Consider the following 17,261-nt stretch of genomic DNA (forward strand, 5'->3'; position numbering starts at 1 on the left):
GCTAGTCAGCCTTGCGCGAGGGTCTTTTGTATTGCTATTCTTCCACAATAATTTTAGATATCATTGAGGAGTGACCTTTACCGCAGAAAATAGAACAGGCAACTTCAAATTCGCCAGTCTCTTTCGGGGTAATCACAGTAGAACTCTCTTTCGTGTCGAGCTGCACGCCGAGTCCTGGTACAATAATTCCATGGTTCCCTTCTACGTTTTCAAAAACAATACGAACGGGAACTCCTTTTTTTATACGGTATTCAGGTTGATCAAATTCGTAATTTGTTGCTTTAATAGTAATTTCTTCACTTGCTGCCACATCTGGTTCCGTAATTCCGCTGTCTGAACCCGATTTCGAGTCTTGACCGCATGCAGCAAGTACGAATAGTAACATTGCACTGAGAAGTAGTACGATTGCTTTTTTCAAGAGTGAGAACCTCCCATAAAAATATTTTAGGTACATACATCTTTATGATACCGTAGTTCTTCTCGGGGTGAACGTTCCAATTACGTCATATTTTTGAATTATCGAACAATAAAAACAGCAAAAAGGTCTCCTTCATGAAGAAGAAGACCTTTTTGCTGTTATGTTCCATTGATTAATGTTTTTTGGCTGCATCGAATGGAGTTGGGACAAAAATATCAATGATCCCAATCACAAGGGCTGCTAGAAGAGCACCGAGAATACTTGCGGATACATCGTTAACAATATATTGGGATAACCAGATGACAAGCGCACTAACTAGGAATCCCACGATCCCCCGACCAAAGGGAGATACTCTCTTGCCGAAAATACTTTCGACCACCCATCCGAGTAGTGCGATGACCAGTGCTAACAGTAGTGCACTGCCAAAACCGTGTACAGAGAAACCAGGAACGATCCAACTTACCAGCAACAATACAATTGCTGCCACAATAAAACGAACAATTGCCCCTAAAATTGACATATCATATAACCTCCTAAGATTTTGATGTATTCTTGGGTATGCAGAACCTATTATGTAGCAAATCGACACAAATTATGTGTAGATTTGATTTCTCAAATGGCGCAAGTCCTGCTCATTCGGTATAATGAAATATAGAGCCTGAGAGGAGTTGTCACATTGGATTCGAAAATTTTGCATACGTTAGAATATCGTAAAATTTTAAATACAATATCTCTATACACACAAACCGAGATAGGTAAACATAAAGCGGAAAGTTTAATGCCTGTATCTGATCTTGAAGAAGTGAAATCTTTGCTTACCGGAACAGACCAAGCTGTGGCTGTAGATCGTTTAAAAGGGATTCCTTCTTTTACGGGAGTGACCGATATTACATCGGCTGTGAAAAGAGCTCGAATCGGAGGAACACTCAGCCCTCATGAGTTGCTTGCAGTTCATAATACGGTTCATACGGCACGCAGGATTAAACGAATCCTTCACAGCATGGAAGATGAGATTGAGATCAGCAAGTTGTCATTTTTAAGCGAACAGATTTCAGAACAAAAACCGCTGGAAGATGCCATTAAATCTTGTATCAGCGAAACAGCAGAGGTGCTGGATTCTGCGAGTTCCGCATTATCACAAATCCGAAGAGAACTTCGGTCAGGTGAATCACGGATTAGAGAAAAACTTGACTCCATGATTCGTTCATCTACGGTTTCTAAAATGTTACAAGATCAGCTGATTACGATTCGCGGGGATCGGTTTGTTATCCCTGTAAAAGCGGAGTATCGCGCCCACTTCGGTGGTATTGTTCATGACCAATCAGGATCGGGGGCTACTTTGTTTATAGAACCGGAATCCATCGTTGCGATGAACAACAAGCTGAGAGAGACACGTTTAGCAGAAGAACGCGAAATAGAAGTTATTTTGCAGAAATTGACTGCTCTTGTAGGCGAACAATCCGAGTGGCTCATTGATGATGTCGAATTGTTGGGAACCCTTGATTTCATTTTTGCGAAGGGTCGGGTTGCCCGTGAAATGAAAGCGACACTGCCAATCATGAATGATCGCGGGTTTATGAAGATCAAAAAAGGGCGTCATCCTTTAATCCCACTGGATAAAGTGGTACCGACGGATCTTGAACTTGGAAATTCATATAGTTCGATCATTGTGACAGGACCGAATACAGGAGGGAAGACGGTTACCCTTAAAACGGTTGGTCTCCTCAGTCTTATGGCGATGTCAGGGTTATTTGTGCCTGCTGAAGATGGAAGTCAGCTATGTGTTTTTGATGCGATCTATGCTGATATCGGTGACGAGCAAAGTATTGAACAAAGTCTCAGTACGTTTTCAAGCCATATGACGAATATCATTCGCATTCTATCCCAGATGACACCGAAAAGTTTGGTTCTTTTGGATGAGCTGGGCGCAGGGACAGATCCTGCTGAAGGTTCTGCGCTTGCGATCTCTATTCTTGAGCATATTCACTCTACAGGTTGTCGTATGATTGCAACAACTCATTATAGTGAACTAAAAGCATATGCATACGAACGAAAAGGAATTATTAATGCGAGCATGGAGTTTGATGTCGCGTCACTAAGTCCGACGTACCGCCTATTAATTGGTGTACCTGGCCGTAGTAATGCCTTTGCGATCGCTGAACGTTTAGGTCTGCAATCGGACATTCTCGACTATGCACGCGGTGAAGTGAAAGAGGAAGATCAGCGTGTTGAGAATATGATCGCATCCCTTGAAGATAACCGGCTTAAAGCCGAGCAGGAACATGATAAAGCTCAGCAAATTCGTGCAGAACTGGAGCAGCTTCGAAGTCAGCATGAACATGAAATTAAAAAACTGGAAGAACAACGTGAGAAATGGTTAACGAAGGCGGAACAAGAAGCTCGCGATATCGTAGCCAAAGCACGTCAAGAATCCGAAAAAATCATTCATGATCTTAGAAAAATGGCACTTGAAGAAGGTGCTTCTGTCAAAGAGCATAAGTTGATTGCTGCACGTAAAGGGCTCGAAGAAGCGGAGCCGGCAGAACGCAAGAAAAAAGTGAAGAAGGCAGCGGAGACCAAAAAAATTGGTCTTGGTGATGAAGTGAAGGTCAGCAGTTTGAATCAAAAAGGTCATGTGGTTGAATTGTCTGACAAAGAGGCACTTGTTCAAATAGGCATTATGAAGATGAAAATAGCTGTCTCCGATCTGGAACTAATTGAAACATCGCAAAAAGCATCGACTCAGGTCCAGCGCCATGTTACCGCGGTGAAACGGACTCGTGATGATAATGTGCGTTCTGAACTTGATTTGCGTGGAGCGAATCTTGAAGAAGCACTGATTGAAGCAGATCGTTTTATTGACGAAGCATTTTTATCTAACTTAGGACAAGTGTACTTAATTCACGGTAAAGGAACAGGAGTACTCCGTACAGGAATTCAGGATTATTTAAGAAAACACAAAAATGTCAAAAGCTATCGTCTTGGAAATTATGGAGAAGGCGGTTCCGGTGTGACCGTTGTTGAACTGAAATAAGAAGGTTCTATAAGTACAGGAGGATCTCATGAAAAATTTAACCCGGATTTTGTTTGCTGCTGCCATCATTTTTTTTGCAGCAGGAATCGTGTATATGATGAACGGGTAATGGGCTAAGATGAAATGGGAGAGTATGAAAGGATGAATGAAATGGAAACAACAGTATGTCCATGGTGTCAAACAGAAATCGTATGGGATGAGGAACTGGGTCCAGAAGAAGAGTGCCCTTATTGCAATAATCCTCTATCAGCCATACCAGACCAAGAAGAACCTGACACCACTGCAGATGCGTTACAAACGGGTAACCAAAAAGAAGATCTTCCTAAAGTGAATCTTGAAGGATATCGTACGGTGAACGTGACGCTCACAGAGGAAGAGGAACTTTTACAAGAAAGAGCAGCTGCGGAAGTAACCGAAGAAGATTATGATCAGCTTTGGGAGGACGAAACAGATACACTTCTTCCTACTGCCAGAGTGCTTGATCAATATGAAGATTCCGGGGTTGATTTGGCTAAATATTCTGATGCTGTGCAGTCTATTCTCGATTTACAAGAGGAAGCACCTGAATGTCCAAACTGCCGAGAATTTTTGCTTCATACCGGTGTACAGACGGTAACAAGAGACAGCTTCACAAAAATTCAATCCGTGATGCCTCCGCTCGAAGCACCATTTGGTTTGAATATCTATGTTTGTCCTTCCTGTTTTCATACAACACAAAGTCTAGCCTCCGAGGATCGACTGCGTATGGTGAAACGCTTAAGTCAAAGTAAATAAAAAATATGTAATACACGGGAATACATGCCGCTTCTTCAAGGTATGTGTTCCTTTTTTTTTGTTTCCAATTTTACGAAATTGATAAATAGGGACAAGTTTTCTGTGAAGAGAGGACATATTAGTTTTGTTACTTATGGTAGTCCTGCTTCCTATAGGAAGCAGAGCGTAAGGAGGGAAACGAAATGAAAAAAGCGATGCTTGACGGGCAATCCAAGCTGCTTCTATTTGTGAATGGTCTATTTGTTCTTGCGAGTGCCTTATCGGGCACCTTTATTAATGTGTTTCTATGGAAAAGCCGGCAAGATTTCACCATGATTGGCTGGTTTACCATCAGTCAGCAGATCGCGCTTGTCCTTACTTTTTGGCTGGCTGGAAAGTGGGTGAAAGAACATAACAAAATGAATGTCATCAGGGTCGGCATTTTATTATCTGCTGTATTCTATCTCCTTGTACTCTGGCTTGATCAGCAGGCCGTATCGTATATTTGGCCTTTAGGGTTGTTACTCGGAACTTCGCTTGGTTTGTTCTGGATCTCCTTTAATGTGGTTTATTTTGAAGTGACGAGTCGAGATAACCGTGACTTATTTAATGGATGGGTCGGGCTTATTGGTTCACTTGTTGGGATCGTGGGTCCCTGGGCATCGGGTCTTGTCATTTCGCTATCGAAGGCAAATCAAGGTTACAGAATCATTTTTATGATTTCGATGGTTGTTTATGGAGTAGGCGTCATTGTCAGCTTCTTTTTGAAAAAAAGAAAGACAGAAGGGACTTACTACTGGATAGAACCTTTTCGCCAACTAAAGAATACAGCGAGTCCGTGGCGTCATGCAGCACCTGCTCTTGCTTTCCAAGGGATCAGAGAAGGCGTGTTTTCATTTTTAGTAAACCTCTTGGTATATATCGCTACAACTCAAGAAGTAAAATTAGGACAATTCTATCTGTATACATCTTTAGTGGCACTAGTCAGTTATCATTTTGTTGGAAAATGGTATAAACCAGCTCACAGGTACTATGGTTCCTTAGTGGGGGCTTTGCTGCTTTCTTTGCTTACACTGCCTTTATTATGGGCTGTTAATTACAGCACCTTACTCATTGTTGGTATTGGATCAGCGTTATTTATGCCGTTTTATATTTTGCCGATGATCTCTTCTGTATTTGATCTCATGGGCACAAGTGAGGAAATGGTGTCAAAAAGAGTCGAACTTGTCGTATTACGTGAAATTTGTCTAAGCGCAGGGAGAATTGCAGGAGTTCTTATCTTTATCCTAGTCCTATCTATTCATGATTCAAGCAAAACCATGACATGGCTTATGGTCATTCTCGGGTTTTCTCCGGTTCTTAGTTGGCTGTTTCTTCGTAAGCTCGTTCGTATCTAGCAGTACATAAAGGTCTTGAATACGGGCAAGCTATCAAACGAGAATGAAGAGTCATACCTAAAAGGAGGTAAGAATGATGCAAAATGGATCAATGCAGCCGATCACCGGTAAGGAACTCGAGTACATTGCGGATTGTTTATCGAATGAGGATTTATTGACCAAACAGTGTGCAGCAACCGCATCAAGTACTCAAAATCCAGCACTGAAGCAAGTTTTAAGTCAGCATATTCAAATGCATAAACAGCATGCGGATAAGCTTATTGGCGCTTTGCAGCAACATCAGCCGCTCGCACCCACACAACCATCTAATTAGCAGATATCTAAACCATTTTACATTTAAATATTGAGAGGGAGGCAGAATAAGATGAATTCATCTTCCACTGGTTCATTTATGCCTGATGCAGATTTAGCGTATACCATCTTAGCCGATTTAAAAAGAACGGTACGAGAATACAGTACGGCAACTACCGAATCTAACTGTCCAACTGTTCGCCAAATGTTTACGGATCTAACGAACAGTACTTTGAAATTACAGGGCGAACTTTATAACGTTATGCAACAAAATAATTTGTATCCAGCTCCAGGGAAAGCACTCCAATCGGATATTAATAAACAAATACAGACAGCAAATCAAACAAAACAAGAATGTGAACAGTTCGTACAACAAAAAAATATCAATACAGTACCCGGCTCACCAATGGGTCAGTCTTATGGGTCACCATTAAATACAAGTGAATATTCCTCCAACCCATACGTACGGTAGGAACTATGTTTATAGGAAAACAGCACCTCGCTAACAATGAGGTGTTGTTTTTTTTATTTGCAGTAATATTCATTTCATGTCATATTATATTTAATCTGCTTAACGAAAAGGCACTGCATGGCCCGTAACACGGACCCGCTTACTGAAGATGTACACTCTCTGGAGGGAAATGCATGATAGAACTTAATGATTTGAAATTAAAAGTACTTAATTTGTTAAAAGAAGACGCGAGAAGAACCCCAGCACTCCTTGCTACTTTACTTGGGACTTCAGAAGAAGAAATCAAGAAAGCGGTATCGGAACTGGAGAAAGACAATGTAATCGTAAAGTATGCGACCGTTGTGAACTGGGAAAAAGTCGATGATGAGAAAGTAACCGCCTTGATTGAAGTTCAAATTAGTCCTGAACGCGGTCGTGGTTTTGAAGGAATTGCAGAGCGCATTTATTTGTATCCACAAGTAAAATCAGTGTACCTCATGTCAGGAGCGTATGACCTCCTAGTTGAGATTGAAGGACGCAATTTACGTGAAGTCGCTAATTTTGTATCGGAAAGACTTTCTACGATTGATTCTGTATTGTCGACCAAGACAAACTTTATTCTTAAAAAATATAAACAAGACGGCATCATTTTTGAGCCACATCAAGAAGATAAACGGCTCCCTATTTCGCCATAAAAGGAAGTATGAGAGATGATAGTTAACCAAGATAAAAAAGATAATAAACCCGCTTCAAAATCAATGAGCTCGTATCTAAATCCAGGGGCTCAGCAAATACCGCCGTCAGGGATTCGTAAGTTTTTTGACCTCGTTGGTCCTAACAAAGGGATTATTTCTCTTGGCGTAGGAGAGCCTGATTTTATTACACCATGGCATATGCGTGAAGCTTCTGTATACTCGCTTGAACGCGGATTTACGAGTTATACGTCAAACGCCGGAATGATTGAACTTCGAGAAGCGATCAGTGATTACCTTGAGCGAGGATTTCATACTCCATACGATCCTGAAGATGAAATTCTCGTTACGGTAGGTGGAAGTGAAGCGATTGACCTGGCATTACGTGCACTGATCGTGGCGGGTGATGAAATTTTGGTTCCTGAGCCTTGTTATGTAGCTTATTCGCCTATTATTGCGCTTGGCGGCGGCGTTCCCGTAGGTGTAGAAACGGTAGCAGAAACCAATTTTAAGCTGACTCCGGAAGCACTTGAAGCAAAAATTACGCCAAAATCCAAAGTGTTAATTCTCTGTTATCCAAGCAATCCGACAGGGGCTACCATGACTTATGAAGATTGGCTGCCCATTGCTGAGATCGTAGAGAAGCATGATCTTATCGTCATTTCAGATGAAATCTATGCAGAGCTTACCTATAATCAAAAGCATGTAAGTTTTCCATCGATCCCTGGGATGAGAGACAGAACCATCCTGGTAAGCGGGTTCTCTAAAGCTTTTGCAATGACAGGTTGGAGAATTGGTTACATGTGCGGAAATTCGGATCTGATTTCAGCCATGCTTAAAATTCACCAATATACAGTAATGTGTGCTCCGTCCATGGGGCAAGTTGCTGCTTTGGAAGCTTTGCGTAATGGGATTGAGGAAAAGGATCGAATGGTCGAGTCCTACAATCAGCGGCGCCGATTAATTGTTCAAGGATTTCGGGACATTGGACTTGATTGTCATGAACCTCAAGGTGCATTCTATGCATTTCCAAGTATACGCAAAACAGGTCTTACTTCAGAGGAGTTTGCCCACAGGTTATTAACGGAAGGTAAAGTTGCAACGGTTCCAGGCGGCGTTTTTGGTTCGGGTGGAGAAGGTTATTTACGGTGTTCCTATGCAACTTCTCTAGCTCAATTAAACGAAGCTTTAGAAAGAATCGGAAATTTTGTTTATAAACTCGAACAAGTGGGTAAATAAAAATAGTATCTGATTTTTTCCTTTGCAGCTGGTATAAATAAAGCCAAAATGTAAACAATTCAACAATTTCCGTAAATTGTAACAATTGGTACTTGGGTTTATTCGTTTTTATGCTATAATCTGTAAGGATATAGATTTCTAGGGAGGGATTTACCTTGTTTTGTGCCGATTATGATTTGCCGACATACCGAGGTCAATATGCTGTGGATACCGATAGCAGCACCTCTTGGCTTATAAACTCGGAGAAAGCATCATCACGCAATCTTTCCTTGGAAGATGAAATCCATATCCTGCGCAGCAAGATGGAAAGAATCTTTTTAGAAGAGAAGTCTTTTACTTCAGACATAGTGATCGAGATCAGCAGTTTGCTTGATTTAAAGATCAATGAATATATGAAGACCTATCCTAAGAAAGCATAAAAGCGTGAGCTCATTTTACAGGAGAAGACCCTTTTGAGGGTCTTCTTTTTTTGTGAAGCAGTATTGTGATATGATGTGAAATAAGGGAAAAAGGAGGAATCATTAAAGTGGCTAACAGAAGCAGATGGGCTCTAGTTGCATTATTATTCATGGTATTACTTACGGCATGCGGCAAAGAGGAAGATACGGCGTTCCGGATTTTTATGACAGATGATCAAGGCAGTATTGCCAGTATTGAAGAAGAACTTCAATCTAAGTTACAAGAAAAGTATGGGGACAGAATAAAGATAGAAGTCATATCGAGTCCGATCTATAATCAACAAAAACTTCTGCTTGAATACGTTGGAAAAGCGAATGATCTGATGATTATGCCCGAAAATGACATGAAAGCATATGGTAGTCAAGGATCACATATTGAACTTGAAGATACATTTAACCCGGAAACTTATAGTCGTGGTTTTTTTAAGGGCGGTACATATGAGATTGATGAAAATGGAGATATGTCTAAAGATATGGTGATGGGTGATCATTTGTTTGGAATTCCACTAGATGAAATGAAGATATTCCAAGAGTTGAACTATCCAGCAAAAAATTTGTTCGCAACCATCCCGGTTTCTACATCTGATATCGCATTAGCAAAAGAAGTTCTTAAGTTTATGACGGAATTAAATTAATTTATAATGAACGGACAAAGTGATATACCAGTAGGAGGGGGGCCGAGGGATGCTCATTATGGTAACAGGGGGAGTAAGCAGCGGTAAAACTCAGTTTGCACTATCCTATGCCTCAACACTTGCACGGGAAGGCATTTATATAACAGATGAATATGCAAAACCTTTGCCTGAAAAAATGAGAGCCCCGTCCAAACTGCGCAGAGTACATATCTCTTCACACCAGACACTTCCAGATACACTTGATCATATCAACAGGGAATCTAACTTGTTCCGTGCGGATCGTCGAATTGTTATTATTGATAGTTTGACCAGCTGGATGATGAGTGAATGGAGAAACTGTTGGAATAGTGCGGATCAAGCTCGTATTATAGCAAGGTTGGAGAAATTAAAGGAAGTTATTTTATCTTATCAGGGATTACTGCTGATTATTACTAACGAAATGCAGGGGAGTTTTCATCCTTCTGAGGAGGAAAAACAATTCATTTCTTCAATGGCTGAGATGAATCGTATAATTGCAGTCAGAAGCGACCAAGTGTTTCAGCTCACTTCGGGCATTGCAAGCGAGATCAGCAGGAACAAAATCAGATATTAAGTGGAGGATATAATGAAGATCTATACTAAATCAGGTGATAAAGGACAGACTTCGGTAATTGGAGCAAGAGTATCAAAAGACGATGACCGGGTCGAGGCTTATGGCACGATTGATGAACTGAATAGTTTTGTCGGTCAGGCCATCAGTATCATAACGAACGAAGAAAAATATGAGGACTTGAAAGAAGAACTGGAGACCATTCAGCAGGAATTATTTGATTGCGGATCAGATCTTGCTTTTGTCAAACTAGAAGAAGGAAATTATAAAGTGTCTGGTGATATGGCAGAACGTTTAGAACAGTGGATCGATCTTCATCAAGCGGAAAATCCACAAATCGAACGTTTTATTATTCCGGGAGGGTGTGCTTTATCTTCTGCACTTCATGTGTGCCGTACCGTAAGCCGGAGAGCAGAACGCCGAGTCGTAACGCTTGGGTCTCACACTGAAATTAATCCTAGCGTCAGACTATATATGAATCGTCTGTCTGATTACTTTTTTGTAATCGCCCGTACGGCAAATGTTCGTGCTGAAGTTCCCGATGTTGAATATCTTCGCAGCAAAAAGGTGTTTCGAAGCAAATGATGTCTTACTATGATCCTATTGTGTATGTTGTTCTTCCAGAAGATGAAGGGATGCTTCTAAAAACGGTTTTGCAAAACAGATTAGGAGTTTCCCGCAAATTAATGTCCAAAGTGAAACTGACCGAATATGGAATTCAATTAAATGGTCAGCGTGTCTATATCAGCGAGAAAGTAAAGGGCGGAGATCGAATTGAACTTCGAATGGAGAAAGAGACTTCGGAAGATATTTTACCGGAACCGATTCCTTTTGATATCCTATATGAGGATGCGCATCTGCTCGTTGTGAATAAACCTGCTGGACTTATTGTACATCCAACAAGTGGTCACTATACGGGCACTCTTGCCAATGGAGTGGTACATTACTGGCAGGAAAAAGGTGAACAGGTGCGTTTTAGACCTGTCCACAGGCTGGATCAAGACACCTCAGGAGTGCTGTGTATTGCAAAGAACCCATACGTGCATCAACATATCTCCGAGCAAATGATACAAGGAACGGTAGATAAGTATTATACAGCGATTGTGCATGGTTATCCTGAACCTGCAGAAGGAATTATTGACGGACCTATTGACCGAGACCCACTAGAGCCGCATCGCCGGATCGTTACACCGGATGGTTATCCAGCTCGCACATTGTATCATATCGTGGAACGTTATCCACATGGAAGCATGGTGCAAATAAAGCTTGAGAGTGGACGAACCCACCAAATCAGGGTGCATATGAGTTCAATTGGTTGTCCGCTTATAGGAGATACCTTTTATAGTGCTGATCAGCTGACACATGTTGAATTTAACCGTGAACAGGCACGGCTAACGGATACATGGATAAATAGACAGGCTTTACATGCCAGCAAGCTCTCTTTAACACACCCGCTTTCGGGGGAAAGAGTGACATTTACTGCGGATTTACCAGCAGATATGGCACAGTTAAAAGCACAACTTGAACAATCGCAAGATTAACAAAGATCATAACAATAGAGCTATCGATGTAGGAGGACCGTAGTATATGAGTAAACTCACCGTATATCAATATGCGAAATGCGGCACTTGCCGTAAAGCAGTAAAATGGCTGGAGGCAGCTGGACATGATCTAACGCAAATTCCAATTTTTGAAGAGCCGCCTACAGTAGAGGAATTAGCATCCCTTGTTGAAAACAGCGGACTAGAGCTGAAAAAGTTTTTCAATACAAGTGGAGAAGTCTATAAGGAAATGAATCTTAAGGACCAGCTAAAAGGAATGAGCAGAGAAGAACAGTTACAACTGTTGGCCTCTAACGGCAGACTGATTAAACGTCCGATTGTGACGGACGGAAGCAAGGTAACCGTTGGTTTCAAAGAAGAACAATTTCAAGAAACTTGGGGTTGACCTGATCACCCCTTTTTAGAAGCGTGACTTTGGTATGCTTTCCAGTGTTTTATCCCCAAACCTAGTGCAGCCTGTGCTATAATACAGGTATTATAAATATAGGTATGGAATAGAACAGGAGCGTTATCATAAGTGAGTAATGAAACAAAAGAACAACAATCGGTATTGATCGTCGACGGTATGGCCGTCTTATTTCGTGCGTATTTTGCTACAGCTGCTGGCGGGTATATTCGTCGTACAAAAGACGGGCTGGCCACAAATGCAGTTTATGGCTTTATTCGGTATTTTTGGGATGCAGTTCAGACATTTAACCCGACACATGTGGTATGCTGCTGGGATTTAGGTGGAGGAACTTTCCGAGGCGAGCATTATGCGGCATATAAGGGGAATCGTCCGGAAGCGCCGGAAGATTTAATTCCTCAGTTTACCATGATTCAAGAAGTAATGGAGAGTCTCGGTATTCCAAACATTAGTGCTCCAGGTTATGAAGCTGACGATTGTATTGGAACGTTAAGTCGTCTATATAGCGAAGATCTTGGTATGAATGTGATGATTCTGTCTGGAGATCACGATCTTCTTCAGCTTGTAAATGATCGTACCAGTGTGATTATAATGAAAAAAGGGCATGGTAATTATAAAGTATATACTCCTGATTCCCTATATGAGGAGAAGGGGCTGCGTCCTCGTCAAATCATTGATATGAAGGGGCTTATGGGGGATGCAAGTGATAATTACCCGGGCGTTCGAGGAATTGGCGAAAAAACAGCGATGAAGCTAGTTCAAGAGTATGAATCGATTGAAGGGATTCTTGAACATCTGGATGAACTTAGTCCTTCTATTCGCAAGAAGATTGAGAATGACTTGGAGATGTTACATCTATCTCGCAAATTGGCTGAGATCCATTTGGAAGTTCCCGTTGCTTGTTCTCTGGAAAGTTGTGTTCTAAGTTTAGACCATCATCAGGTTATTGCGAAATTTGAAGAGCTTGAAATGAAAAGCTTGTGTTCACTGATCGGGGTTGCGATTAGTTAAAGATAGAATGAGATACGGAAGATTCTTTTCCGTATCTTTTTTTGTGTATTTAGGCATTGACCTAAAACCGATTTCGGGGGATGATTAGATAAAGCCGGATCCTATCCTTATAAAGCGATAATTAACTTCTTGGTATCTAGAAAAAATGGAGGCGTTACCATTGAATGATATAGAGTCAGTTTTATATCGGATCGTATCTCTGAACGTGGGAACCAAGAAACGGATGAAAAGCGGCAGGCAAGAGTTTTATTCAGCCATCGATAAACATCCTGTTTCAGATCGTATATATTTATCAAAACAGGGTTTGCCCGTGATGAACAGGCTGATCTGATACACCATGGAGGCGTGGATAAGGCCGTATGTGTATTTGACTATCTTGCCTATCCTTCGTATGAAGCTTTTTTGGGACAAAACTTACAGCCAGGTGCATTTGGTGAGAATATTACGGTATCCGGCTGCAGTGAGCAGGACACATATATCGGTGATATATGGAAGCTTGGAGAAGCAACAGTACAAGTGAGTCAGCCGCGCGAACCTTGTTTTAAACTAGGTGTGAAACACAACAATAAGGAGCTTCCTTTGAAGTTTCAAACCACTGGAATTACAGGGTACTATTTTCGAGTGCTGGAAGAAGGATATGTCTCTGCTGAAAGTGAACTTGTTCTCTATTCACGTGCAGTAAGCAGTGTAAGTGTAATGGAGGCAAACTACATTATGCATCAGAATAAAGATGATGTTCATGCAGTACATAAGCTTCTTTCTGTGGATTCTCTATCAGCGAGCTGGAAATCCACACTGACAAAAAGATGGGAAAAGCAACAACTCAACTAGAATCATACGAAAGGGTGTTAATGTGCGAGTATTAGGTGCTATTGAAGCTGGTGGAACAAAATTTGTATGCGGGATCGGTAATGAAGAGGGTGAAATTTTTGAAAGGGTTAGTTTTCCGACCACAACGCCTGAAGAAACGATGGCCCAAGTGATTGCTTATTTTGAAGACAAGAAATTCGATGCACTTGGTGTAGGTTCCTTTGGACCAATCGATCCCATTAAGAATAGTCCTACCTATGGACATATTACGACAACACCTAAACCGTTTTGGGGCGGTTATGATATGATTGGCAAGCTAAAAGAACACTTTGATGTACCTATGAATTTCGATACAGATGTAAATGGAGCTGCGCTTGGTGAGTATACTTGGGGCGCTGCAAAGGGATTAGACAGCTGTATTTACATCACTGTCGGTACGGGAATCGGCGCAGGAGCCGTTGTTGGAGGACAACTGGTTCATGGTCTATCACATCCCGAAATGGGACATATCAGTGTAAGACGCCATCCGAATGATACCTTTGAAGGCTTCTGTCCATTTCATGCTGATTGTCTTGAAGGGATGGCAGCCGGGCCTGCGATCCTTAAACGCTGGGGAAAAGCTGGCGCGGAACTGGCGGCCGATCATCCGGCTTGGGAGATGGAAGCTTATTATTTGGCTCAGGCTTTGGTCAATTATGTACTTATACTTTCACCGCAAAAAATTATTATGGGCGGCGGTGTAATGAAACAGGAGCAATTGTTCCCTGAGATTAGACGCCAATTGAAGACACTCTTAGGGGGATATGTACAACATCCGAGTATTACCGAACACATCGATCAGTATGTCGTGTATCCGGAACTCGGAGACAATGCGGGTATTTGCGGTTCACTCGCTCTTGCCAAGCTGGCATTAGAAGAACTATAAAAAGTAGTTTGAAATTATTTACATTTATGATATAGTATTCGGTAACAGAACAGCGCGGAGTTACATGAGGAAGCACCTCTCTCACATGGATATGTGAGAGAGGTGCTTTTTTGCGTGTTACTTTTGTACTGTCTGATTTTGAGAGAAGGCTGGGAAGAGGATGAATATTGTATTTATGAATCAATTATCTGTAACTTCAGAGCAGAGCGAAGCAAAGTATGCACGGTTATGGATAGGGGAAGAAGAAGACTTGTGGCAGCTTGGCTGGAGCAGTATGAATACGGGGGAAGAACAGGTCGATATTTGGTATGAGGGCGGTTCTTGGAATGAGCTATTGCATATCTATCGTTTTCAGCTGGCAATCAAGATGAGTGAAGGCTACAGGCCGCTTATTGACGGCATATTTCATGAAACCGAAGAAGTGAAACAGCGAAATCAGCATACGCAGAAACTACAATGTTATAGCGAACTATATAGTCGTGAAGAGTTATATCAAGCTTTATGTATATGGCGGCGAAAGAAAGCATCAACGGAGCGCAAAGCGCCTTATTTTATCGCGAGTAATCGATTGCTTCGGATGATTAGCACCTTTGTGCCTCATACCTTGGAAGAATTGCGGGAATTACCTGGTGTAGGTGAGAATAAGTTGGCTGAATATGGCGAGGAATTGCTGGAAATCACCACGAAAGAAACAAGAGAACATGGTTTCCCGCTTAATTGGGTAGCTACAAAGCTGTCGGAAGAAGAATATGAGTCATGGAATTATCGGCAAAAAGAGCAAAAGTATAAACAGGAGCTGGAAAAATTCAATCTAAAGAAATCCGTTCTAACAGGGATAGTTGAGGGTCAGTCTCTTGATGATCTCAGTACACTTACAGGTGTCAACCGTAGAGAACTCGTTGATTTTCTGGAGGAACTTGATAAGAGTGGTTATGATACAGAGATACTGATCGGAAAAGAACTAACATGGATGACAGATGATGAGCAAGAGCTGATCTGGAATGCTTATGATGAGCTGGGAACAAGCTTTTTAAAGCCTGTATTACACCGAGTGTATGGTGAAGATCCTGCAGGAGCCGGCTCCCTTGATCAATTGTATGAGCGGCTGCGTATGGTTCGTATTCGTTACCGGAGACAGACGGAGACAAGCAAACAGGTTGGATAAAAGGAGGAAGGTCACGATACATATAACTTCTGTAAATAACTCAGTCTGAGGATATAAAAAGGCAGGGTGGATTATATAGCAAAGGTTCCTCCACAAATGAAGGAACCTTTGCTATATATGATATTTAGATGAAGATTAGATGAAGAATTAGTGATAATATCGGTGAAAGTGATCGCTAAAATTTCTAAATCCAATCTTTTTTACGGAATATCAGGTACATCGTGATCCCAAGCGCTGCTATAATTCCAATGACGATAAAATATGAATATTCATAATCGAGCTCAGGCATATTTTTAAAGTTCATTCCATAGATCCCGGTAATCAGTGTGAGCGGCATAAATACGGTAGTTATGGCCGTAAATACACGCATGATCTCATTCGCCCGGTTGGAAATACTCGACTGATAAGCTTCTCGTAAGTTGCCCATCAAATCCCGATACGTATCAAATGTTTCTGATATTTTTACTGCATTCTCATAAATATCACTAAAATATTTTTGCAATTGATCATCAATGAGACGCAGATCTTTTTTATTCAGTGTATTAATGACTTCTTTTTGAGGACCAAGCCCCTTCTTGAGCCATAAAATCTCACTCCTGAGACCAATAATTTCATTCAGATGACTTTTCTTGGTATGCATTAAAATATCTTCTTCCAGCTTTTCAATTCTTGCTTCCAGCCGGTCACCTACTGTGAAATAGTTATCTACAATGGAATCAATGAGCAGATATAAGAAACGATCGGGCGAATTAACTTCCTGTTCCCAGAGGATCGGTTTCAGGGTCCGCAGTTCATTTACCTTCTGCTTCGTTACCGTAATAATATAATGTCTACCGAGGAAGACGTTGACCGCACGTAAAAATATTTCCTCGTCATCAAAACGGATGCTATTCACAACGATAAAATAATGACTTTCATAAATTTCGAGCTTCGGACGCTGCTCTTCGTCACTCAGACAGTCTTCTACTGCAAGATCGTGCATGTGAAAAGTGGGCTGAAGAACGGCAAGATCGTCTACATCCGCATCGATCCAGTAAAAGCCTTCTTCAGGTGGAGTCAGTGTATCTTCAATATGATCAAGCGAAGTAAAAACTCCTTGGTTAACATATCTAATCTTCATTTGAACCACTCCTTAAGTAAACTCCCGGAATTTAAGCGGGACAAGCTGAATAACTAAGGAATGTGAACATCAGTGCCGACAATAGGTACAAAGAGGGCAAACATCAGAAATTACGCGTCCCGTTAGCCGGCAAGCTGATGGTACATCCTATGCTGTTATAATCATTCGGCTGCCAGTCAGGCCTCGGGTCGCCGTCCATTTTTGTCACCCCATTATGTTTAAATTGACACTGATTCTTAGTATAACGCGCTATATTTCAGCAATCAAGATAAAATGTTTATGACCTATCTTATGTCCAGATTTTC

20 protein-coding genes are annotated in these 17,261 nt (G+C 41.4%); 17 read left to right on the forward strand and 3 right to left on the reverse strand.

Annotated features, from left to right (window positions below):
- Nucleotides 1-34: 34 nt before the first annotated feature.
- Together QPK24_RS07155 and QPK24_RS07160 are read right to left on the reverse strand one after the other, a co-directional pair.
- A complete protein-coding gene (locus tag QPK24_RS07155; protein ID WP_285747407.1) occupies nt 35-418 on the reverse strand; it encodes a cupredoxin domain-containing protein in 384 nt (127 codons plus the stop codon).
- A 172-nt stretch (nt 419-590) separates the two neighbouring features.
- The gene (locus QPK24_RS07160; protein WP_285747410.1) at nt 591-938 is read right to left on the reverse strand and encodes a phage holin family protein; all 348 of its coding nucleotides are present in this window, start codon (nt 936-938) and stop codon (nt 591-593) included.
- Between the two features lie 156 nt (nt 939-1,094).
- Between QPK24_RS07160 and QPK24_RS07165 the strand changes: the two genes are divergently transcribed.
- From QPK24_RS07165 to QPK24_RS07245, 17 genes are all read left to right on the forward strand, one after another.
- Complete coding sequence (locus tag QPK24_RS07165) at nt 1,095-3,452, forward strand: endonuclease MutS2 (RefSeq protein ID WP_285747412.1); 2,358 nt, start codon at nt 1,095-1,097, stop codon at nt 3,450-3,452.
- 141 nt (nt 3,453-3,593) lie between these two features.
- Nucleotides 3,594-4,226 (forward strand): hypothetical protein, encoded by a 633-nt coding sequence (locus QPK24_RS07170; RefSeq protein WP_285747415.1) that lies wholly within the window; start codon nt 3,594-3,596, stop codon nt 4,224-4,226.
- A gap of 182 nt (nt 4,227-4,408) precedes the next feature.
- Nucleotides 4,409-5,602, forward strand: a complete 1,194-nt coding sequence (locus QPK24_RS07175) for an MFS transporter (protein ID WP_285747417.1) — start codon at nt 4,409-4,411, stop codon at nt 5,600-5,602.
- A gap of 73 nt (nt 5,603-5,675) precedes the next feature.
- Nucleotides 5,676-5,915 (forward strand): hypothetical protein, encoded by a 240-nt coding sequence (locus QPK24_RS07180; protein ID WP_407082958.1) that lies wholly within the window; start codon nt 5,676-5,678, stop codon nt 5,913-5,915.
- Nucleotides 5,916-5,966: 51 nt separating this feature from the next.
- Nucleotides 5,967-6,365, forward strand: a complete 399-nt coding sequence (locus QPK24_RS07185; RefSeq protein ID WP_285747419.1) for a spore coat protein — start codon at nt 5,967-5,969, stop codon at nt 6,363-6,365.
- Nucleotides 6,366-6,538: 173 nt separating this feature from the next.
- Nucleotides 6,539-7,039: an Lrp/AsnC family transcriptional regulator gene (locus QPK24_RS07190; RefSeq protein WP_160032851.1), complete on the forward strand. Its 501-nt coding sequence runs from the start codon at nt 6,539-6,541 to the stop codon at nt 7,037-7,039.
- A gap of 15 nt (nt 7,040-7,054) precedes the next feature.
- The gene (locus QPK24_RS07195) at nt 7,055-8,275 is read left to right on the forward strand and encodes an aminotransferase class I/II-fold pyridoxal phosphate-dependent enzyme (protein WP_285747423.1); all 1,221 of its coding nucleotides are present in this window, start codon (nt 7,055-7,057) and stop codon (nt 8,273-8,275) included.
- Nucleotides 8,276-8,508: 233 nt separating this feature from the next.
- The gene (locus tag QPK24_RS07200) at nt 8,509-8,694 is read left to right on the forward strand and encodes an aspartyl-phosphate phosphatase Spo0E family protein (protein WP_374705797.1); all 186 of its coding nucleotides are present in this window, start codon (nt 8,509-8,511) and stop codon (nt 8,692-8,694) included.
- 107 nt (nt 8,695-8,801) lie between these two features.
- Nucleotides 8,802-9,368, forward strand: coding sequence for a hypothetical protein (locus tag QPK24_RS07205; protein ID WP_285747427.1), 567 nt, complete (start codon nt 8,802-8,804; stop codon nt 9,366-9,368).
- 49 nt (nt 9,369-9,417) lie between these two features.
- The gene (locus QPK24_RS07210) at nt 9,418-9,960 is read left to right on the forward strand and encodes a bifunctional adenosylcobinamide kinase/adenosylcobinamide-phosphate guanylyltransferase (protein WP_160032855.1); all 543 of its coding nucleotides are present in this window, start codon (nt 9,418-9,420) and stop codon (nt 9,958-9,960) included.
- A gap of 12 nt (nt 9,961-9,972) precedes the next feature.
- On the forward strand, nt 9,973-10,542 hold the full coding sequence (locus tag QPK24_RS07215) for a cob(I)yrinic acid a,c-diamide adenosyltransferase (RefSeq protein WP_285747431.1): 570 nt from the start codon (nt 9,973-9,975) through the stop codon (nt 10,540-10,542).
- Entirely contained in the window at nt 10,539-11,498 is a 960-nt protein-coding gene (locus QPK24_RS07220; RefSeq protein WP_285747433.1) for an RluA family pseudouridine synthase, read from the forward strand. Before QPK24_RS07215 ends, QPK24_RS07220 begins: the two co-directional genes overlap by 4 nt.
- A 46-nt stretch (nt 11,499-11,544) precedes the next feature.
- Nucleotides 11,545-11,904: an arsenate reductase family protein gene (locus tag QPK24_RS07225; RefSeq protein ID WP_285747435.1), complete on the forward strand. Its 360-nt coding sequence runs from the start codon at nt 11,545-11,547 to the stop codon at nt 11,902-11,904.
- A 132-nt stretch (nt 11,905-12,036) separates the two neighbouring features.
- Complete coding sequence (locus tag QPK24_RS07230; RefSeq protein ID WP_407082959.1) at nt 12,037-12,936, forward strand: 5'-3' exonuclease; 900 nt, start codon at nt 12,037-12,039, stop codon at nt 12,934-12,936.
- A gap of 345 nt (nt 12,937-13,281) precedes the next feature.
- Nucleotides 13,282-13,767 (forward strand): MOSC domain-containing protein, encoded by a 486-nt coding sequence (locus QPK24_RS07235; protein WP_285747437.1) that lies wholly within the window; start codon nt 13,282-13,284, stop codon nt 13,765-13,767.
- 22 nt (nt 13,768-13,789) lie between these two features.
- A complete protein-coding gene (locus QPK24_RS07240) occupies nt 13,790-14,671 on the forward strand; it encodes an ROK family protein (protein WP_285747439.1) in 882 nt (293 codons plus the stop codon).
- 160 nt (nt 14,672-14,831) lie between these two features.
- Complete coding sequence (locus tag QPK24_RS07245; RefSeq protein ID WP_285747441.1) at nt 14,832-15,836, forward strand: HRDC domain-containing protein; 1,005 nt, start codon at nt 14,832-14,834, stop codon at nt 15,834-15,836.
- 184 nt (nt 15,837-16,020) lie between these two features.
- Here QPK24_RS07245 and corA read toward each other — a convergent pair whose 3' ends face one another.
- Nucleotides 16,021-16,956, reverse strand: coding sequence for a magnesium/cobalt transporter CorA (gene corA / locus QPK24_RS07250; RefSeq protein WP_285747443.1), 936 nt, complete (start codon nt 16,954-16,956; stop codon nt 16,021-16,023).
- Nucleotides 16,957-17,261: the final 305 nt, after the last annotated feature.

Source organism: Paenibacillus polygoni (assembly GCF_030263935.1).
Lineage (GTDB): Bacteria > Bacillota > Bacilli > Paenibacillales > Paenibacillaceae > Paenibacillus > Paenibacillus polygoni.